Annotated in this window: 15 protein-coding genes; 4 read left to right on the top strand and 11 right to left on the bottom strand. The window is 75.3% G+C overall.

The window, feature by feature from the left end:
• Positions 1–9: 9 nt before the first annotated feature.
• Together hemQ and NP075_RS12575 are read left to right on the top strand one after the other, a co-directional pair.
• Positions 10–720, top strand: coding sequence for a hydrogen peroxide-dependent heme synthase (gene hemQ, locus NP075_RS12580; protein WP_348519249.1), 711 nt, complete (start codon positions 10–12; stop codon positions 718–720).
• 59 nt (positions 721–779) lie between these two features.
• Entirely contained in the window at positions 780–1,229 is a 450-nt protein-coding gene (locus NP075_RS12575) for an META domain-containing protein (protein WP_227565515.1), read from the top strand.
• Between the two features lie 12 nt (positions 1,230–1,241).
• Here the strand turns inward: NP075_RS12575 and NP075_RS12570 are convergent, their stop codons facing one another.
• The 7 genes from NP075_RS12570 to NP075_RS12540 form a co-directional block, all read right to left on the bottom strand.
• Positions 1,242–2,540 (bottom strand): Glu/Leu/Phe/Val family dehydrogenase, encoded by a 1,299-nt coding sequence (locus NP075_RS12570; RefSeq protein ID WP_227565514.1) that lies wholly within the window; start codon positions 2,538–2,540, stop codon positions 1,242–1,244.
• A gap of 35 nt (positions 2,541–2,575) precedes the next feature.
• Positions 2,576–3,097 carry a hypothetical protein gene (locus NP075_RS12565; RefSeq protein WP_227565513.1) on the bottom strand — a complete coding sequence of 174 codons (522 nt, stop codon included), beginning with the start codon at positions 3,095–3,097 and terminating at the stop codon, positions 2,576–2,578.
• Between the two features lie 75 nt (positions 3,098–3,172).
• Complete coding sequence (locus NP075_RS12560; protein WP_255630357.1) at positions 3,173–4,195, bottom strand: LacI family DNA-binding transcriptional regulator; 1,023 nt, start codon at positions 4,193–4,195, stop codon at positions 3,173–3,175.
• Between the two features lie 177 nt (positions 4,196–4,372).
• Positions 4,373–5,284, bottom strand: a complete 912-nt coding sequence (locus NP075_RS12555) for a carbohydrate ABC transporter permease (RefSeq protein WP_227565511.1) — start codon at positions 5,282–5,284, stop codon at positions 4,373–4,375.
• Positions 5,284–6,321 (bottom strand): carbohydrate ABC transporter permease, encoded by a 1,038-nt coding sequence (locus NP075_RS12550; RefSeq protein ID WP_227565510.1) that lies wholly within the window; start codon positions 6,319–6,321, stop codon positions 5,284–5,286. The genes NP075_RS12555 and NP075_RS12550 overlap by 1 nt, the downstream gene beginning before the upstream one ends.
• A gap of 143 nt (positions 6,322–6,464) precedes the next feature.
• Positions 6,465–7,772 carry an ABC transporter substrate-binding protein gene (locus NP075_RS12545; RefSeq protein ID WP_227565509.1) on the bottom strand — a complete coding sequence of 436 codons (1,308 nt, stop codon included), beginning with the start codon at positions 7,770–7,772 and terminating at the stop codon, positions 6,465–6,467.
• Between the two features lie 416 nt (positions 7,773–8,188).
• Positions 8,189–8,716 (bottom strand): DUF2505 domain-containing protein, encoded by a 528-nt coding sequence (locus NP075_RS12540; RefSeq protein WP_227565508.1) that lies wholly within the window; start codon positions 8,714–8,716, stop codon positions 8,189–8,191.
• 123 nt (positions 8,717–8,839) lie between these two features.
• On the opposite strand from NP075_RS12540, the gene NP075_RS12535 reads away from it, so the two are divergent.
• The gene (locus tag NP075_RS12535; RefSeq protein WP_227565507.1) at positions 8,840–10,321 is read left to right on the top strand and encodes a sensor histidine kinase; all 1,482 of its coding nucleotides are present in this window, start codon (positions 8,840–8,842) and stop codon (positions 10,319–10,321) included.
• Positions 10,322–10,439: 118 nt separating this feature from the next.
• On the opposite strand, the gene NP075_RS12530 is transcribed toward NP075_RS12535, so the two are convergent.
• A complete protein-coding gene (locus NP075_RS12530; RefSeq protein WP_013117620.1) occupies positions 10,440–10,688 on the bottom strand; it encodes a WhiB family transcriptional regulator in 249 nt (82 codons plus the stop codon).
• Between the two features lie 505 nt (positions 10,689–11,193).
• On the opposite strand from NP075_RS12530, the gene NP075_RS12525 reads away from it, so the two are divergent.
• Positions 11,194–11,625, top strand: a complete 432-nt coding sequence (locus NP075_RS12525) for a hypothetical protein (protein WP_227565506.1) — start codon at positions 11,194–11,196, stop codon at positions 11,623–11,625.
• A gap of 34 nt (positions 11,626–11,659) precedes the next feature.
• Here the strand turns inward: NP075_RS12525 and NP075_RS12520 are convergent, their stop codons facing one another.
• The 3 genes from NP075_RS12520 to NP075_RS12510 all read right to left on the bottom strand — a co-directional run bounded on the left by NP075_RS12520 (position 11,660) and on the right by NP075_RS12510 (position 19,300).
• The gene (locus NP075_RS12520) at positions 11,660–15,676 is read right to left on the bottom strand and encodes an FtsK/SpoIIIE domain-containing protein (protein ID WP_227582929.1); all 4,017 of its coding nucleotides are present in this window, start codon (positions 15,674–15,676) and stop codon (positions 11,660–11,662) included.
• A 205-nt stretch (positions 15,677–15,881) separates the two neighbouring features.
• A complete protein-coding gene (locus NP075_RS12515; protein WP_227565504.1) occupies positions 15,882–18,461 on the bottom strand; it encodes an ABC transporter permease in 2,580 nt (859 codons plus the stop codon).
• On the bottom strand, positions 18,461–19,300 hold the full coding sequence (locus NP075_RS12510; RefSeq protein ID WP_227565503.1) for an ABC transporter ATP-binding protein: 840 nt from the start codon (positions 19,298–19,300) through the stop codon (positions 18,461–18,463). The genes NP075_RS12515 and NP075_RS12510 overlap by 1 nt, the downstream gene beginning before the upstream one ends.
• Positions 19,301–19,313 lie beyond the last annotated feature (13 nt).

Genomic DNA, 19,313 nt, shown 5'->3' with positions numbered 1-19,313 from the left:
AGAGAGCCCGTGACCACCCAGGCCGTCCCCGCCCCGACCGACGCGCTGAACGCGAGCATCCGCTACACGATGTGGTCCGTCTTCGCCGTCGACACCCCGCTGCCCGCCGACGACGCCGAGCGCGCCGCCGTCGTCGCGGACGCCGAGCGTGCCGTCGCCGCCGACGGCGGGCTGGTCGTGCGCGGGTGGTACGACGTCGCGGGCCTGCGGGCCGACGCCGACCTCATGGTGTGGTGGCACGCCGAGACCGTCGAGCAGGTGCAGGCCGCGTACCACCGGCTGCGCGCCAGCGCCCTCGGCGCCCACCTGACCCCCGTGTGGTCCGTCGTCGGCCTGCACCGGCCGGCGGAGTTCAACCGCGCGCACGTCCCCGCCTTCCTGGCGGGCGAGCCCGCGGGCGACTACCTGTGCGTCTACCCGTTCGTGCGGTCGTACGACTGGTACGTGCTGCCCGACGAGGACCGTCGCCGCATGCTGCACGAGCACGGTGCCGCGGCGCGCGACTACGCCGACGTGCGCGCCAACACGGTGGCGTCGTTCGCGCTCGGTGACTACGAGTGGCTGCTCGCGTTCGAGGCCCCGGAGCTCCACCGCATCGTGGACCTCATGCGTGACCTGCGCGCCACGCAGGCGCGGCTGCACGTCCGCGAGGAGGTGCCGTTCTACACCGGTCCGCGCGTCGAGCTCGCCGACTGGGTGCAGCGCCTGCCGCGCGCCTGAGCGGCCCGGTCGTCGTCCGCCCCGCGGGCGGACCGCCGGGGCGGGTGCCATGATCGACCATGCGCGAGCACGGGCAGGACGAACCGACGACCGCCGACCTGACGGGCGGCATCCCGGACGCTCCCTGGCTGCACGGGACCTGGCAGGTCGCGCGCATCGACGGCGCCGAACCCGCCGCGGGGCTGCAGGGCCCGCCCTGGCTGACCTTCGAGGGTGACGGCGTCGTCTTCGGGTACGCGGGCGTGAACCGCGTGCGGGGGACGTGGCGGCTCGACGGTTCCACGCTGACCTTCGGTCCGGTGGTCGCGACGCTCATGGCCGGACCGGCCGACGCGACCGCGACCGAGCGCTCCGTCCTGGCCGTCCTCCAGGACGGCGGCACCGTCACGCCCGGGCCCGAGGGGTGCGGCGTGCGGACGCCGGCGGGCCGCACGGCCGAGCTGGTGCGCACGTCCGCGCGGCCCGCCGCCGACCCACCGGTCGACGCCGGGCCGCACGTGCTGCACTGACCGGCCGGTCGCTCAGGGGTACAGCCCGCGGATGAGGTGCGCCTCGGCCACCCTCCGCACGCCGATCGTCATGGCCGCCTCGCGCAGCGTGACGGACTCCGCGTGCGCCAGGGCGGCGACCGACGCGTGGCTGGCCAGCATGCGCTGTTCCAGCCGTTCGGCGATCTCGCCCTCGGTCCACCAGTACGCCTGGTTCGCCTGCACCCACTCGAAGTAGGAGACGACGACACCCCCCGCGTTGGCGAGGATGTCGGGCACGACGACCACGCCTCGCTCCGCGAGCACGCGGTCGCCCTCGCCGGTCGTGGGGCCGTTCGCCCCCTCGACGACCCAGCGCGCCTTGACGCGCGCCGCCGTCTCACCGTCGAGGACGCCCTCGACGGCCGCCGGGACGAGGAGGTCGACGTCGAGGGCGAGCAGGTCGGCGTTGGTGACGGGGTCCGCGTCCGGCAGGCCGGTCACCGATCCCGTGCGCTGCACGTGGTCGAGGAGCGCCGGCACGTCGAGCCCGTCGTCGCGGCGCACGCCGCCGTGCTCGTCGCTGACGGCCACCACGCGGGTACCGGCCTCGTGCAGCAGGCGGGCCGCGTGAGACCCGACCTTGCCGAAGCCCTGGACGGCGGCGCTCACCTCGGACAGCTCGACGCCGTCCGCCCGCAGAGCGGCGCGTGCCGTGTGCACCACGCCCTGCGACGTGGCCGTGGGGCGTCCCAGCGACCCTCCGACGGCGAGCGGCTTGCCGGTCGTCACCGCGGGGATCGTGAAGCCGTGGTTGACGGAGTACGTGTCCATGACCCAGGCCATGGTGCGTTCGTCGGTGCCGATGTCGGGGGCCATGATGTCCCGCTCGGGTCCGATGATCGGCATGATCTCGCTGGTGTAGCGGCGCGTGACGCGCTCCAGCTCCGACGCGGAGTGCGCGTGCGGGTCGATGGTGACGCCGCCCTTGGCGCCGCCGTAGGGCACGTCGACGACCGCGCACTTCCAGGTCATCCACATCGCGAGGGCCCGGACCTCGTCCACGTCGACGCCTGGCGCGTACCGCAGCCCGCCCTTGCCGGGGCCGCGCGAGATGTTGTGCTGGACGCGGTACCCGGTGAAGACCTGGACGCGGCCGTCGTCACGGCGCAGCGGGACCGCGACGCGCAGCTCGCGGCGTGGCGTCGCGAGCACCTCGTGCAGGCCTGCGTCGTAGCCGAGGATCTCGACGGCGCGGGCGAGCTGCTGCTGCGCGGTGGCCAGGGGGGCGGAGGAGAGGGCGGGCGTGGCGGCCGGTAGGGCCGCGCTCGGGGGGGAAGCGTCGTCGCTCATGCCTCACCCTGGCACGGTCGGCCCGTGCCGTGATGTCAGCAGAGCCGGATGTCGGTGACCCACCGCGCGATGTTGCCGCCCAGGTGACGGCTGTGGCGTGCCGGGACGACCACGCACGTGCCGGGCGCCTCGTCGGAGTACACCGGCGCGACCGCGAGCGCGTCCCGGCCGCAGTTGATGACCCGCGCCGACCATGGCGACGGGAACGACAGGTAGTGCGACTCGAGGTACGAGCACCAGGCGTCCTCGTCCTGGAGCGCGTCGTCGGGCTGTGCGGCGCCCGCACCGGGACGGGGCAGGGAGCGCTGGTCGGCAGCCCGGGCGGCGGCCGGCAGCGCGGTCGCCAGCAGCAGGACGACCGCGAGTGCGATGCCCGTGCGCCGCCGCCGGGTCGTCCGCGCTCGTCCGCGCCGCGTGGTGGAGGTGGGTGCCGACCGGGGCGCGGGGGAGGTGGGTGCCGACTCGGGAGTCGTGGCGGGACGGATGATGATCGGCTCCTCTCCCGTCGCCCTGGACGGGCGGGAGCGCCGCACACCGTTGTGCGGCGCTGCGACCACCTTTGCGCGGCAGGGCCGCCGATGTCAAGAAGAGATGAGACTCCAGTCAGACGGTTCTTGCGGCGATGCCCCCGGTCACGCCGAAGCGCGCACCACGAGCTCGGGGGCGAAGATCAGCGGTTCGCTGCTGGGCGCACCGTGCAGCTGGTCGAGCAGGCGCGCGCCGGCAGCGCGCGCCATGGCGACGACGGGCTGGATGACGCTGGTCAACGGGGGCGTGGTCGACGCGGCGACGCCGAGGTTGTCGTAGCCGACGATCGCCACGTCACCCGGCACGTCGCGACCCAGCTCCGCGAGCACACCCAGGGCACCCGTCGCCATGAGGTCGGACGCGATGAAGATCCCGTCGACGTCGGGGAACCGTGCGAGCAGGTCGCGCGCGGCGCGCGCGCCCGACGTGATCGTGAAGTCGCCGTGCACCACCGCGGACTGGTCGAGGCCGGAGGCCTCCATCGCCACCCGCCAGCCGACGAGCCGGTCGATGCCGGCGGACATGTCCTGCGGCCCCGCGATCGTCGCGATGCGGCGGCAGCCGCGGTCGATGAGGTGCTGGGTCGCCAGGCGCCCGCCCTCGGTGTTGTCGGTGTCGACGTACTGGACGTCCTCGTGGGACGCCGACAGGGGGCGGCCGACGAAGACGTTGGGCACGCGGGAGGCGAGCAGCGCCTGGTCGAGCGCGTCGTCCCGGTGGTGCGACACGACGATGGCGCCGTCGACGTGCCCGTTGCGCAGGTACCGGATGGTCCGCTCGCTCTCACCCGGGCGCGCGATGACCAGCACGACCTGGATGTCGGAGTCGGCCAGCGACGTGCTGAGCCCGTTGAGCGTCCCGGCGAAGAAGGGGTCGGACAGCACCCGCTCGTCGGGCTCGGGCACGACGAGCGCGATCGAGTCCGTCCTGCGCGTGACGAGCGACCGTGCCGCCCGGTTGGGCGTGTAGCCGAGGTCGGCGACGGCGGCCTCGACCGCGGAGAGCGCCTCCGGCGACACGCGCAGGCCGCCGTTGATCGCGCGCGACGCCGTCGAGCGCGAGACACCCGCCCTCTCGGCCACCTGCTCGAGCGTCGGCGCCGCCGGGCGCGCGAGATCTGCGCGCATCGAGAAGTTCTCGACCACCGTTGGTCATCCCCTCGTGTGGCTGCACGGGTGCAGCTTGGGTGTTCTCCTGGCCATGGTCCGCGTCCCGCGCACGAGGCGAAGGTTACCTCCGGACCTGCTCGGTCACTGGTCGGGCGCACGGGTGTCGCGCGCCCGACCAGGTGAGCACCGAGGGCCTCAGCCCTTGACTGCGCCCGCCATGATGCCCGCGACCAGCTGTCGGCCGGCGAAGACGAACAGGATGATCAACGGCAGGGTGACGATGAACACGCCCGCCATGACGAGCGAGTAGTCCACGAAGTAGTTCGCCTGGAGCAGGCGAAGTGCCACGGGGAGCGTCGGATTCGTCTGGTTGAGCACGATCGAGGGCCAGAAGAAGTTGGTCCACTGGGTGACGAACGTGAACAACGCGAGCATGGCCGCGGCGGGTCGCGCCGCGGGCATCGCGATCGACCAGAACGTGCGGAACATCGACGCGCCGTCGACGCGGGCCGCCTCGACGAGCTCGTAGGGCAGCGCCTCCTCGAGGTACTGCGTCATCCAGAACACGCCGAAGGCCGTCACGAGGGCGGGGACGATCACGGCCTGCAGCGTGCCCACCCACTGCATCTTCGCCATGATGATGTACAGCGGGATCACGCCCAGCTGGGTCGGCACGGCCATCGTGGCGATGACGAACACCAGCAGAGGACGACGGCCGCGGAAGTTCAGCTTCGAGAACGAGAAGCCCGCGAGCGTCGAGAAGAGCACCGTCGAGGCGGCGGTGACCGTCGAGACGATCAGCGAGTTGCGGAACGCCTGCCAGAAGTCGAAGGCGTTGGAGTTCATGACCTCGCCGAACTTCTGGAACAGGCTCGCGTCCGGGAAGATCTGCGGCAACGGGCTCTGCGCGATGGCCACCGGGTCGGACGAGCCGAGCAGCAGCGTGTAGTAGATCGGTGCGATGCCGACGAGCAGGGCCACGCCGAGCAGGACGTAGGTGACGATCCCGGGCCGACGCTCGTAGCCGCCGACGTTGGGGCGCGCACGGCGTGCTGCGCGCGCCGCTCCGGCGCCCGCAGACTGCCGGATCGCGGGGACGGAACTCATCACGGCCTCCTCGTGGAACGTGCGGCTGCGCGCCGCTGGCGTCGGGACCTTCGCTGCGGCCCGTGGCCGCCCGAGCTCGCGATCCGGTTGCTGAGTGCGAAGTTGATCGACCCGATGACGATGACGATGAGGAAGAGGATCCACGCCACGGCGGCGGCTCGTCCGAGGTTGCGCTGAGTGCCCCAGCCCACGTCGTAGAGGTACAGGGTCGTCGTCATCCACTGCTGCGAGGACCCGCCGCGGCCGAGCTCGTCGAACACGCGGGGCTCGTCGTAGATCTGCAGGCCACCGATGGTCGAGGTCAGGACGACGAAGATGATCGTCGCGCGGATCTGGGGGACCGTGATCGAGAAGAACTGACGGATGCGACCGGCGCCGTCGATGATCGCCGCCTCGTAGAGGTCCCGCGGCACGGCCTGCATGGCGGCCAGGAAGATCAGGGCGTTGTACCCCGTCCACCGGAAGTTCACCATCGTGGCGATGGCGATGTGGCTCGGGAGCGGTTCGACGTGCCAGCGGACCGGGTCGAGCCCGAAGACGCCGAGCGCGGCGTTGATCAGGCCGGACTGGTCGGCGAACAGGCGGCCGAAGATGATGCCGACGGCGACGGGCGCGACGACGTACGGCAGCAGGACCCCCATCCGCCAGAACGTCCGGGCGCGCAGGTTCTGGTCCAGGAGCGCGGCGAGCACGATGGCGACGGCGACCTGCGGGACCGTCGACAGCAGGAAGATGGAGAACGTGTTGCGCAGCGACTTCCAGAACACGTCGTGGGCGAGGATGGCCGCGAAGTTCTCGAAGCCGATGAACTCGCCCTGGCCACCCAGCAGCTTCCACTCGTACACGGAGACGTATCCCGTGTAGATGAGGGGGAAGAGCCCCGTGATCGCGAAGGCGATGAAGAACGGGGAGATGTAGAGGTACGGAGAGACTTTGACGTCCCAGCGCGACAGCCGCTGGGAGAATCCGACCCGGCGGGGTGGCCGGGGGGCGCCGGCGGTGATGACCCGCTCCGGCGCCGGTGACTTCACGGACATGAGGGACCTCGCGTGGATGGTGACCCGGGGGGACTCAGGGTCGCGTCGTGCCGGCGGACCCTCGGACGGGCCGTGCGGCGGGCGAGCCGTCGCACGGGAGGACCGGCCGGGGACCCGCGTGGGGTCCCCGGCCGGTCAGTGGGTCACAGGTCCAGGTTGCTGAAGGCCTGGACTGCGCTGTCCCATCCCTGCTCGGGCGTCTCGGACTTCTCGATGTCGACGCGGTTGATCGCGTCGCTCACCACCTGGTGGATCTCGAAGTAGTTCTCACCCTTGAACGGCGTGACGTCGATCGCGGCGGCACGGTTGGCGAAGATCTCACCGACCGGGGCGTCGTTGAAGAAGTCGTTCGTCGCGCCCGTCAGGTCCGCCGACTCCCAGGCCTCGACCTGGCTCGGGAACGTACCGGCGTTCAGGAACGCCTTGACCTGCGTCTCGGGCGACGTGAGCCACTCGGCGAGCGCCTTGGCCTCGTCCACGTTCTTGCCGCTGGCCGGGACGGTCAGGTACGAGCCGCCCCAGTTGCCGCCGCCGCCGGGGAAGACGTCCGCGACGTCCCAGCCGGTGACGCCGCCGGCGCGCTCCTCGATCGGACCGGTCATCCACGCGGGGCAGAGCATCGTCGCGAAGCTGTTGTTCTGGAACGCGGCGTCCCAGTCGCCCGACCACTGGGCGAGGTTGGCGGACAGGTCGGCGGAGGCCGTGACGGTCGCGAGGTACGCGTCCTTCACGTCGGTGTTCTCGGCCAGCGGCTTCGCCGTGCCGTCGCTCTCCTCGTACGCGTTCTCCAGCTGGTTGACCATGCCCTGGTAGATCGAGCCCGCGGTCTCGAACCACGCGACGTCGGGCGTGGCCGCGACGAACTGGCGGCCGACCTCGAAGTAGGAGTCCCACGTGGCGTTCTCGCCACCGAGGAGCTCGGCGACCGCCGCGCGGTCGGTCGGCAGGCCGGCGGCCTCGAACAGGTCCGCCCGGTAGCAGATGCCCTCCGGGCCGATGTCGGTGCCGTAGCCGATCAGGCGGCCGTCCTCGGCCGTCGCGGCAGCGACCTTCCATTCGTCCCAGCGGCCCTCGACCGCGTCGTCCGAGAGGTCGGCGAACGCGTCGGCGCTCGCGACGAGCTCGGGGAGCCAGTCCACCTCGATCGCCTCGATGTCCGCCAGGCCGGCGCCGCCGGCGGCGAGCTTCGTCGTCAGGTTCGTGCGAGCGTCGGCCGACTGCGCGGCACGCGTCTGCTCGACCTTCACGTTGGGGTTCAGCTCGGTGTACTCGGCGAGGAGCTCCTCGGTGTACCCGAAGTCGTTGAAGGTGGCGATGGTGAGGGTGATCGCCTCGTCGCCGTCCGTGCCGCCCTCGGCGGACGAGCCGCCGTCCGAGCAGGCGGTGCCGAGCAGCGAGATGCTCATGACGCCCGCTGCGAGCGCCCACGCCTTGCGTGTGGTCTTGCGCACAATGACTCCCTTGTCAGTCTGACGGCGGCCTCGCCGTGCATCCAGTCCGCCCGCCGCCGCCCAGCCGCACCGGCTGTGACCTGCGTCGCGCGTGGGCCGTCGGGCCCGTCGTGGTGTGCTCCTGTGAAACCGTCTCGCGGGAGCGTTCCCACGCACTGCGGGACACCTTCGTCCCGGATATGGGCGGGTGTCAAGGATCGGCTCGCGCAGACGGGTGGTGGTAGCGATCCCACGGAAGTGAACGCGCAGGTCAGACGGGGTTTTTACGCCTCTCGCGTTATCCAATCGTTACGGCTGGGAGGCCTCCGCGTGACCCGTGGCGCGAACGGGTGCCGGGACCGCCGTCGGTCGCCGACGGGCCGCGGCCGCGCGGACCGTCCGCGGGCGGTGGCGGCGCGGGGTGCACCGCTGCGGCCTCAGCGGGTCGTCGAGCCGTCCCGGTCGGCGTCGCCGGCGAGCCAGCGGGCGGCGACCGCCTCCTCCTCGCCGAGGGCGGCGCGGACGGCGCCGGCCGCGGCCTCCTCGACGGCCGCACCGAAGAGCGGGACGGCCGCTCGGACGTCGCCGTCGTAGACCACCCGGGAGGCGTCGGGGCCCACGGCCACCAGGGACGTGCGCCCCGTGAGCCGCACCGGTGCGCCGGCGATCTCGACGACCACGGTGCCGGAGCGCGAGCCGTCCGCGGCCGGGGCCTCCCACGCCTCGACCTGCCGGACGTCGATCCGGTCGCCCACGAACGACCGCAGGTGGGCCGGTATCTGCGCGGTGGGCAGCGCGCGCCGGCTCGTCACCGTGAAGGCGTCGTCGGCCGTGCCCGTGACGTCGACCTGCTGCTCCACGGCGCCGGACGCCCGCACCTTCGCGTGCACGTACGCCGGGTCCGCCAGCAGGCGTGACGCGTCGCGCACGTCGGTGGGCAGGTCGATCGTGACGTGGAGCTGCACCGCGGACCTCCCGGACGGGCGTGGGCGTGGGGGACCGAGCGGACGCGCGGCCCCGCGACGGCGAGGCCGCCGGCCGGCCTCCCGTCGTCGTCGAGCGTAGCCGTCGCTGCGTACCCTGGGGCGGTGTCCACGCTGAGCGACCTCGTCACACGTCACGGTGCGCTCGACGCCGCCGACCTGGAGTGGCTGCACCTGCTGGTCGGTGACTGGCAGGTCGTCTCCGACCTGGCGTTCGCCGACCTGGTGCTGTGGCTCCCCACGGCCGACGGCGACTTCGTCGCGGTCGCCCAGTGCCGGCCGTCGACGGGTGCCACCGTGCACTACGACGACGTCGTCGGCTCCCGGCCGCCCGAGGGGCAGGTGGCGCAGCTGCGACGCGCCCTCGAGGAGCAGGCGCCGCAGCGTTCGCGCGAGCCGCGCTGGTTCGGCTCGTACGCGGTGCGCGAGGAGGCGGTGCCCGTCGTGCGCGGCGGGCGCTCCATCGCGGTCCTCGCCCGGCAGACCAACCTCGGGGGGGCCCGGACGCCGTCGCGGCTCGAGCTCAACTACGTCGAGGCGGCCGACGACCTGGTCGCCATGGTCGCGCGGGGCGAGTACCCCTCGCCCGACGCGCCGACGGGGCCGCGCCGCGGCGCGCCCCGCGTCGGTGACGGGCTCGTGCGCATGAACGGTGAGGGGGAGGTGCTCTACGCGAGCCCCAACGCGCTGTCGTGCTTCCACCGCCTGGGGGCGCTCGGCGACCTCGTGGGCAGGTCGCTCATCGAGGTCACGGCCGACCTCATCGAGCAGAACGCCACGGTCGACGAGTCGATGCCGCTGGTGCTCATGGGGCGGGCCCCGTGGCGCGTCGACGTGGAGGCACGCGGGGTCGCGCTGTCGCTGCGCGCGGTGCCGCTCACCGAGCGCGGTCAGCGCACGGGCGCCGTGCTGCTGTGCCGCGACGTCTCCGAGCTCCGGCGGCGCGAGCGCGAGCTCATCACCAAGGACGCGACGATCCGCGAGATCCACCACCGCGTGAAGAACAACCTGCAGACGGTGGCGGCGCTGCTGCGCCTGCAGTCGCGGCGCATGAGCTCACCCGAGGCGCGCGAGGCGCTGGGCGAGGCCATGCGGCGGGTGTCGACGATCGCGCTGGTGCACGAGACGTTGTCCCAGACGCTGGACGAGAGCGTCCCGTTCGACGACCTCGTCGGGCGCAGCCTGCGCCTCGCGGCCGACGTGGCGACGGCGGGGGCGCACGTGCGGACCACCGTCCGAGGTTCGTTCGGCGCCGTCCCGGCCGAGGACGCGACCGCGCTCGCCCTCATCCTGACCGAGCTCGTGACGAACGCCGTCGAGCACGGGCTGGCCGGTCGCGACCACGGGACGGTGGAGGTCGTCGCCGAGCGGGAGGGTCATCACCTACGGGTCGAGGTCGTCGACGACGGCAGGGGCGTGCCGGACGGCAAGGGCGCCGGGACGGGGCTGGGCACGCAGATCGTGTCGACGCTCGTGCGCAACGAGCTGGGTGGCTCCATCGAGTGGCGCGGCCGCGACGGCGGCGGCACCTCGGTGGTCATCGAGGCCGTCCTGCGGCAGGGGCGGGACGCGGCGACCGTGGCGTGACGCCCGGTGCGGCGCCGGGCCCGGACATGCCGACAGGGCCGCCGTGACCGGTCGGCCCTGTCGAGGTGGTCGGTGCGTGGCGCCGGTGGCGGCACGTGGCCGCGGCTCGTCCGGTCGGTCAGCCGGCGCGACGCTGGCGGGCGGTGCGGCGCTTGAGTGCGCGGCGCTCGTCCTCGGACAGGCCGCCCCAGACGCCGGCGTCCTGGCCGGTCTCGATCGCCCACTTCAGGCACGTGTCGACGACGTCGCAACGACGGCAGACGGCCTTGGCCTCCTCGATCTGCTGCAGCGCCGGGCCCGTGTTGCCGATCGGGAAGAACAGCTCGGGGTCCTCGTCGAGGCAGGCTGCGCGGTGGCGCCAATCCATGGGGGCTCTCCTTGGCACACGCCTCGCCGCGCGCTCGTCGGAGCGCGCGCCGGTGGGCATGGGATCAGTGGTGGGGGAAACGTGCTGCCTCAAGCGTCACACCCGATCCGTCGGGGCACAAGGGTTACGGCAACGTTTCATTGCCATAACGACTGAGGCGTTGGTCACAGCGCGAGCTGGTGGCGTCGGCACGTCCGGCCCGCCCCGGGCGACGCTCTCACGACGGGCCGAACGAACGTCCAGGTCAGGGCCCTGTCCAGGCCTTAGGCCTCTGACCTGGGAGATCGCTGTGTCCCCGATGTGGGAAGGAGCGGCGTGCGCGCCGCGGGACCGCGGGGCAGCCCGTCGCGTGACGTCGCTCACGCGGTGCGCCGTGCACGCGGTTGCGGCGGTGATCGAGGGTTGCGTGGTCACATCGGCCCCCGATGTCTGGTATTGGCGGGCGGCCCGGGGCCGGTGGTGAACGGCGGACGTGTCGGGGGCACGCGCGACCTAGGGTCGTGCCATGCCCAGCACGTCGTCCGGCCCCGCGCCCGCACCTCGCCCCTCCCCGTCGCCGCGCCCGACGATGCTCGTCGTGGCGTGCGCGTCGGTGCTCCTGGAGGCCGCGGCGCTCGTGGTGGGTGCGGGCGCCGGCGTGGTCGCCCTGGTGGGCGGTGCCGACGCCGGGCCAGTCGTGTTCCTCGTCGTCCTGGCACTCGGTGCCGCGGCGCTGCTGGTCGCGGCCGCCCGAGGGCTGTGGGGCGGCCGCCGGTGGGGTCGCGGACCGGTGCTCACGGCGCAGATCCTCGTCGTCGTCACCGCCGCGACCTGGTGGGGGGCGGGCGGAGGCCTGCGTGCGCTCGTCCCGATGGGCCTCGCGCTGCTCGTCGTCGTGGGCGTGCTCAGCCCTCGGGTCGTCCGGGCCACGTCGGGCGGCCGGGCGGCCGCGTCCTGACCGCCCACGGCACCCGCCGCGTCCTCCGCGGGCCTCAGGGCCGCGGGCCGCGACCCGCGAGAGGGCGGGGCCCGGGGTCGTGGACCTGGACGCGGAGGAGCGTCCGGTCGAGCCGCAGCACCCCCCGCCCCGCCGGGCGGTGCCGCGGGTCGGTCTGCAGGGCCGCGCCCGGGCCCAGCAGGTCCGCGGCCGCCGGGCCGTGCGGGTCGAGCACCAGCACGTGCCGTGAGCGCAGGGCCGTGGCCACCGGCCCGCGGTAGCAGCCCGACGCGTGGTCGCAGGTCGTCGCCAGGGCCACGACCTGTGCGCCCGGGGCGCCGGTCAACGCACGGTCCACCAGGTCCGCGAGCTCCGGCGTGGCGCGCTCCGCCTGGTCCTGGTCGTCCACGAGGAGCACGACGGGTGCACCTGCGGGCGCGCCGTGGCCCGTCGTGCCGCCCGTCCCGTCCAGCAGGCGGGCGGCGGCGTCCCACGACACCTCGACGACGTCCCCCGGTGCCGGCAGGGTGTCGCCGCCACCCGGTGCGCCGGACGCCCGGCCGGCGAGCAGCACGCGTCGGCCGGCCTCGGCCCACCCCAGTGCCAGGGTGCGCAGCGTGGTGCTGCGTCCCGACCCCGGCGGGCCGGCGACGACGAGCGGGCGCTCCTGCTCGACGTCCACGGGCCAGGGGCCGTCGCCGCCCGCACCGAGCGGAATGCCGCCGGGCAGGGGGGAGCGGGCGCCGACGGCGGAGGGCGGGCCGTCCCGGGGCGACCGCACCGGCAGCGCGCCGATGCGCAGCGGGCCCGCCGGGCCGCCGCTCCTCCGCGGGTGCCCACCCGTCACGGGACCGGTGCACCGCACCGTCGCCGGCAGCACGACCTGGCACAGGTGGGTGCCGTCGCGCGAGGACACGATCGCGCGGCCGGGGTCCGTGCGGGGGCCGGCGAGGGCGGGCGGGACCCCGGCCAGGGCGTCGAGGGAGGGGTCGGGGACGGGCAGGACGACCCGGCACGCGAAGGCGCCCACGAGGCGGGCGAGGGCGGGGACGACCGGTCCTGCCGCCGCGACGTGGACACCGGCCGGCGGACGGTGCAGCAGGGCGGTGAGCAGCTCCACGCCCGCGCCACGCGCGTGCGTCACCAGCGCGTCGAGCAGGGCGTCCAGGCCGTCCACGAGCAGGAGGTCGGCGGGCCCGTCCCGGTCGTCGCGGGACGTCAGCCGGTCCAGCAGCAGCAGGGTGCGGTGCGGGTCGTCGAGGGACGGGGTGGTGCCCACGAGGTGCGGCGCGGCGACGTGGAGGTGGGCGAGCGCCTCATCCGGCAGCCCGACCGCGTGGACGTGCGCACCGGCGACGACCGCGTGCGTCCCGACGGTGAGCAGCGTCGTCGACCGGCCGGAACGGGGCCCACCGAGCACGAGGAGCGGCCCTTCGTCCGGCGCCCAGCGCACGACCGCACGGCGCTGCTCCGCCGGCACGTCGGCGAGCGCGAGCAGCAGCCCGCCGGGGGCCGTGAGCGGTCCGGCGTCCGCGGCGAGGACCCGGTCCGGCAGCGCCGGCGGCCACGGCACGCCCGTGCCGGGCAGTCCCCGGGCGGCGACGCGTGCGGCGTCCACCCACGCGGCGACGTCGTCGGTCGGTGCGGACGCGGCGCGCCACCCCGGGGCGTCGGACGGTCCACCGGCCGGGTGGACGAGCCGGACGGGTGCCGCGGCCGGGTGCCGCCGCGCGCGGGCCACCTGCACGGGCACGGCCGCGCGTGCGCCGGCGCGCACGAGCGCGCGCCCCGGGGCGGCGGCGTCCAGGTGCGCGGCGTCCGACGTGCCGACGAGCTCGCGCGAGTCCGCCTCGTCCGCGACCCGCAGCGCGATGCGCAGGAGCACGTTGGCCCGCAGGTCTGCGGGGGCCGCGCCCCCGGGACGCTGCGTGGCGAGCAGGAGGTGCACGCCGAGGGCCCGCCCCTGGGCGCCCAGCCGCGCGAGCGTGGCCGCCGCGTCCGGCAGGTCGTCGACCAGTGCGCGCAGCTCGTCGACCACCACCAGCAGCCGTGCGGGCGTCGCGGGGTCCGCGGGGTCGAGGTCGGCGACGTCGGTGAGCCCGGCGCGGGTCAGCAGGCGCTCGCGGCGGTGCAGCTCGGCGCGCAGGCCCACCAGGGTGCGCCGCGCGGCGGTGACGTCGAGGTCGTGGACGTGGTCGACGACGTGCGGGAGGCCTGCGACCGGACCGAGGCCGGTGCCGCCCTTGAAGTCGACCAGGAGCACCGCGAGGCGTCGCGGCGGGTGCGTGAGGGCGAGCGCGAGCACCAGGGTCGTCAGCAGCTCGGACTTGCCGGCACCCGTCGTCCCGGCGGCGAGCGCGTGCGGGCCGTCGCGCACCAGGTCGAGGACGGCGGGCCGGCCGTCCGCGCCGACGCCCACCGGCGCCCGGAGCTCTCGGGCGTCGGACGGCCGACGCCACGCCGCGGCGACCGCGGCCGGGTCCGGTGGGGGCACCCCGGGCAGCAGCCCCAGCGCCACCGAGCGCGGGAGCGGTCCCGTCGCACCGCGAGTCGCGAGCAGCCAGCCGAGCGCGGCGGCGGCGCGCGCCTGGGCCTCGGCCACGTCGCGGCCCACGGCCTGCGGAGGGCCCGTCGCCAGGTCGTCGGCCCCCGTCGGTGGCGGGTCGTCGAGGGACGCCCGCCCGCTGCCGAGCCCGTCGCCGGCGGTGCGGCGGGCGGTCACTGCGCGGGGCCGGCGCGTGGCCGGCTCGTCACCTGCCCGGACGACCGTCGACGCCCAGGCCGGCACCGTGCCGCCCGGCGGCACGACCAGCAGCAGGAGTGCCCGGCCCGCCGCGAGCCGCCACGGCCCGAGGCCGTCGTCGAGGCCGTCCGCGACGACCAGGACGTGACCGTCGTCGGCCCCCGGGAGGTGCTGCGAGGGCTCCCACCACCGTGTCCAGCGCCAGTCGTCCCCGGCACGCCCGCGCACGACGAGCCGCATCGGGCCGCCGGCGCCCATCGCGCGCACGACGAGGGCGCGCGCGACCGCGAGGGTCGCGTCGCGGGGACCGACGAGCGCGAGCGTGCGGTCGACCGGCCACGGGCCGTCGTCACCCGCGACGGGGCCGGCCCTGTCCAGCAGGCGGCGGGCCGTGGCCAGGCGGACGGCGGCCACGTCGACGGTGCCGGCCGCGGGATCCCGGTCCGCGCCGGGCGGCCCGGCCGCCGGCCGACGCGCAGGTCCGACGTCCTCGGCCGGCGCGGGGGAGGGGTCGGCGGCGGACGGGCCGCGCGACCGGCCGGCGCCGCCGGCGACGAGCCCGAGCAGCCCGGTCAGGCCCGTGACCGCCGTGAGCAGGAGCAGCGGCTGGCGCAGCGCGGCTGCCAGGACGAGCGCGGCGACCGACGACGCCGCGGCGGTCCAGGCCCACGGCGGCAGGCGGTGCGTCGGCCGGGTCCCCGCCGGCTCGCCGTCACCGCGTGCGCGCAGCACGAAGGTCGTCCCGGCGACGCTCAGCAGCGTGCCGGCCGGCCACGTGCGGCCACGTCGCCCGACGGGGCGAGCGACGGTCGCGCCGCGGGCACCCGGGCGTCGCGCCCGTGCCCGCAGCGTGCCGCGGGCACCGACGACCCGGACGCGCACCCGACGTCCCCGCCGGTCGGTCTCCACGTGGACGGCGGGACCGGCGTCCTGCGGACCACTCCCGTGCGCGGGCCGGGCCGTGCCCGACGGTGCGCGCGGCACGGCCAGACGTACCCGGGCGCCGTCGGGGAGCGGCACGAGCCGCCCGGCGTCCGTGCCGCGCAGCACCGCGACGTGCACGGCGGTGAGCACGGCACGCGCGGCGTCGTCGGGGGGTGCGGCGCCCGGACCCAGGTGCGCCCCGGGGACCAGCGGCGGTGCGCCCGCGGGGTGGGCGTCGTCGAGCGCCGTGCCCGCGACCCGCAGCGGCGTGTGCGGCGCGGCCCACCCCGGGTCGCCCGTGAGGAGCGCGAGCCGGCGTCGCAGCGCACCCGCCGACAGGCCCGGCTCGACGTCGACGTCGACGTGCCGCGCGGGCGCGACGGGGGAGGGGACGGTGATGCGCATCCCGGGAGCATGCGGCCGCTGTGCCGCCGTCGGGGGTGCGCCGCGGGGAGCTGTGCGTGACGCGGACCTGCCCCGGGGCTGTGGTCCGCTCGCGCCGTGCGGAGGGACGACCGCGGGCCGGGAGGCGCGGTGGCACCTCCCGGCCCGGGTCCGGGTCGGCTCGACGGTCCGGCGGCCCTCCTGCGCGCCGTCCCGCGGCCGTGGCTCAGTCGACGCCGAGCGCCGCGACGGGCGGTGTGCGGGCGGCGGACCGTGCCGGGAGGGCGGAGGCCGCCAGGCCGGCGAGCACCGCGACCACGAGCACGGCACCCACGTGCGCCCACGGCACCGACAGCCGCACGTCGCTGATCGGGCCGAAGACCGCCGCTACGCCCGCCCAGCCGTACAGCAGACCGAGCACCGTCCCGATCAGCGCCCCGACCACCGCGATCAGCATGCCCTCGGTCGCGAGCATCCACCGCAGGCCCCGGCGCGACAGCCCGACCGCGCGCAACGTCGCCGACTCCCGCCGCCGCTCGATGACCGACAGCGACAGCGTGTTCGCCACACCGATGAGCGCGATGAGGACGGCCACGCCCAGCAGACCGATGACGACCGCCAGCACCACGTCGATGAACCGTTCGTCGGACTGCCGCTCCGCGGCCGCGCTCGCGACCTGCACCGCGTCGCTCCCGACGGCGTCCTGCACGTCCTGCATGACCCCCATCGCGTCGGCACCGGGGTCGAGCAGCACGAGCAGCGCCGTCTCCTGCTCGTCGAGCGCGAGGTCGTCGGCGGCCTGCGTCGTCAGCAGCGCCCCGTCCGTCGCGCGGGTCAGGACGTCGATCCGCGCGGTCCGCCCGCCGGTCGCCTCGACCTGCGTGGCGTCGTCCGCCCACCAGCGCGGCACGACGCTGCGTCCGGACGCGAGCGCGTCGGCCGCCACGGCGTCCCGCACCACGTGCGTCTGCTCCGGCCCGACGACGAGCACCTCGACCATCGCCGACGCGCCCTCGACGAGCCCCGACCGCGCCGGCACGACCGCGGCCACGCCGTCGAGCGCCGCCACGTCCTCCCGCACGTCGGTCGTGAACGCCGCGCCGTCGATCCGGGTCGCGACCAGGTCGACCGGGGCGCGCTCGTCCATCTCGCGCGCCAGCGACGCCTGCGCCGACACGGCACCGGTGCTCATCATCATCACGAGCGTCACGCCGATCACCAGCGCCGTGCTCGTCGCCGACGTGCGCCGGGGGTTGCGGACCGTGTTGGCGGCCGCGAGGCGAGCGGTCGTGCTGATCGCCGCCACCGGCCGGCCCACGGCGGACACGACGGCGGGGATCCACAGGGGTGCACCGACGAGCAGGCCGACGAACGACGTGGCACCGCCGAGGACCGCGACCGCCAGCGGCAGCATCGCGTCCACGGCGTACCCCGCCCGGCCCATCGCGACGCCGCCGAGCAGCGCCGCGACGCCACCGAGGGTCAGCAGGAGCGAGAACGCCAGCCGGACCCTGCCCGGGCGTGCCCGCACCGACGGGTCGTCCGCGGGGCGCAGCGCCGCCACGGGTGACACCCGGGTGGCCGCGCGCGCCGGCACCAGCGCGGCACCGACCGTCACGAGGGTGCCGACCACGACGGGGAGCACGACGTTGGTGAGCGTCGGGTGCACGGTGGTCGGGAGCGGGACGCCGTCCTGGGTGCGCGCCAGCACGCTCAGCGCGGCCTGGCTCAGACCCAGGCCGACGAGGACGCCTGCCGTGCCGGAGGCGAGGCCCAGGATGCCTGCCTCGAGCAGCACCGACGCGCGCAGCTGGCCGCGTCGCGCACCGACGCACCGCAGCAGTGCGAGCATGCGGGTGCGCTGGGCGACGATCACCTGGAACGTGTTGGCGATGACCAGGCCGGCGACCAGCAGCGCGACGGCCGCGAAGCCGAGCACGAGCATCACGATCACGTTGCCCCCGCCGAAGTGCTCGACGGCTGCGATCGCGGCCTCGTCGCGGGTGAGGACCTCGCCGCCGCCCGCCAGGTCCTCGGAGATCGCGGTGCGCACGGCCTCGACGTCGGCCGCCTCGCCGACCTCGACCAGCACGGTGCCGCCGGACTCGTCGAGACCGCTCCTTCCGGACCAGAGCACGACCGCGTCCACCGTCGCCGACCCCGCGCCGCCGTACTGGGACCACGCGCCGCGCGGGTCGTCGACCAGGCCGACGACGGCGACGTCCGCCGTCGACTCGGTGGCGACGGGCTGCGTCGGCGCGGGCTCGGCGGCGGGGGTGGCCACGGCTCCCTCGTCCGACGTGGCCGCGGCCTCGTCGGTGGGTACGGCCGTCGCCTCGTCGGACCACACCACCCAGGTGGCCCGGACGGTGTCACCGACGCCCACGCCCAGGCGCTCCGCGGTGGACGGCGGCAGGGCGACCTCGTCCGATGACGTGGGTGCGCGCCCGTCGACGACCTCGAGCGACGCCAGCGACGGGGCGGAGGGCTGGGCCAGCACCGCCTGCGACACGCTGCGGCGTCCGCTCGTGAAGGATGCCCACCCGAGGACCAGGGGGTCGGCGGCGGTCACCCCGGGGGTGTCCCGTGCGACCTCCAGCGCGTCCGCCAGCGTGACCTCGTCCGCGGCGACGACGAGGTCGGCCGAGCCGTAGGAGGCCGTGATCGCGTCGTACCCGCCGCGCGTGATCGCGTCGCCGGCCGTGAGCGTCGCGGTGAGGAACGCCGATCCGAGGAGGATGGCCAGCCCGGCGGCGACGAGCCGCGGCAGGCTGCGGCGCATCTGCGCCAGGGTGAGCCGCAGCATCAGCGCAGCCCTCCCGCGGTCACGTCGACGACCGGGACCGTGCCGGTCGGCGTGCCGGCAGGTGCCTCGAGCGTCCGCAGCGCGTCCAGGCCCGCGAGCACGGACTCGGGCGTCGGGTCCGCGATGTCGCCGGCGATGCGACCGTCGGCCAGCAGCAGCACGCGGTCGGCGTAGGCCGCCGCCGTCGGGTCGTGCGTGACCATGATGATCGTGCGGCCGAGCTCCCGGACGGAGCGGCGCAGGAAGCTGAGCACCTCCGCCCCCGAGCGCGAGTCCAGGTTGCCCGTGGGCTCGTCGGCGAAGACGACCTCGGGCTGCGTGACCAGGGCGCGTGCGATCGCGACCCGCTGCTGCTGACCGCCGGACAGCTCGCCGGGCCGGTGCGTGAGGCGCCCCTGCAGCCCCAGCGTCGTGACCAGCGTGTCGAACCACTCGCGGTCCGGGGCGCGCCCGGCGAGGTCCAGCGGCAGGAGCACGTTCTGCTCCGCCGTGAGCATCGGCAGCAGGTTGAACGACTGGAAGACGAAGCCGACGCGGTCCCGGCGCAGCCGGGTCAGGGCGTCGTCGTCCAGGGAGGTGATCTGCGTCGAGCCCAGGTGCACGGTCCCCGAGGTCGCGTCGTCCAGCCCTGCGAGCAGGTGCATGAGCGTCGACTTGCCGGAGCCCGACGGGCCCATGATGGCCGTGAAGGCCCCGCTCGCGAAGTCCACGTCGACCCCGTCGAGGGCGCGGACCTCGGCCGCACCGGACCCGTACACCTTGGTCAGTGCGCGGGCGCGGGACGCGGGGGTCGGGTCCGCCGCGTCACGCTCGTGGGTGCGGGGGGCAGTGGTGTTCAACGGGTGCTCCTTG

Origin of the sequence: Cellulomonas wangsupingiae (genome assembly GCF_024508275.1) — a bacterium.
Lineage (GTDB): Bacteria > Actinomycetota > Actinomycetes > Actinomycetales > Cellulomonadaceae > Cellulomonas > Cellulomonas wangsupingiae.
The sequence above is the reverse complement of the archived record's forward strand: the minus strand, read 5'-3'. Positions and strand labels throughout refer to the sequence as shown.

Bases quoted from the DNA above. Each gene is read 5' to 3' on its own strand.
- NP075_RS12570 (WP_227565514.1), bottom strand. From the start codon at position 2,540: ATGAGCGACGACGCTTCCCCCCCGAGCGCGGCCCTACCGGCCGCCACG.
- NP075_RS12555 (WP_227565511.1), bottom strand. From the start codon at position 5,284: ATGAGTTCCGTCCCCGCGATCCGGCAGTCTGCGGGCGCCGGAGCGGCG.
- NP075_RS12560 (WP_255630357.1), bottom strand. From the start codon at position 4,195: ATGCGCGCAGATCTCGCGCGCCCGGCGGCGCCGACGCTCGAGCAGGTG.
- NP075_RS12575 (WP_227565515.1), top strand. From the start codon at position 780: ATGCGCGAGCACGGGCAGGACGAACCGACGACCGCCGACCTGACGGGC.
- NP075_RS12530 (WP_013117620.1), bottom strand. From the start codon at position 10,688: ATGGATTGGCGCCACCGCGCAGCCTGCCTCGACGAGGACCCCGAGCTG.
- NP075_RS12550 (WP_227565510.1), bottom strand. From the start codon at position 6,321: ATGTCCGTGAAGTCACCGGCGCCGGAGCGGGTCATCACCGCCGGCGCC.
- NP075_RS12515 (WP_227565504.1), bottom strand. From the start codon at position 18,461: ATGCTGCGGCTCACCCTGGCGCAGATGCGCCGCAGCCTGCCGCGGCTC.
- NP075_RS12525 (WP_227565506.1), top strand. From the start codon at position 11,194: ATGCCCAGCACGTCGTCCGGCCCCGCGCCCGCACCTCGCCCCTCCCCG.
- NP075_RS12520 (WP_227582929.1), bottom strand. From the start codon at position 15,676: ATGCGCATCACCGTCCCCTCCCCCGTCGCGCCCGCGCGGCACGTCGAC.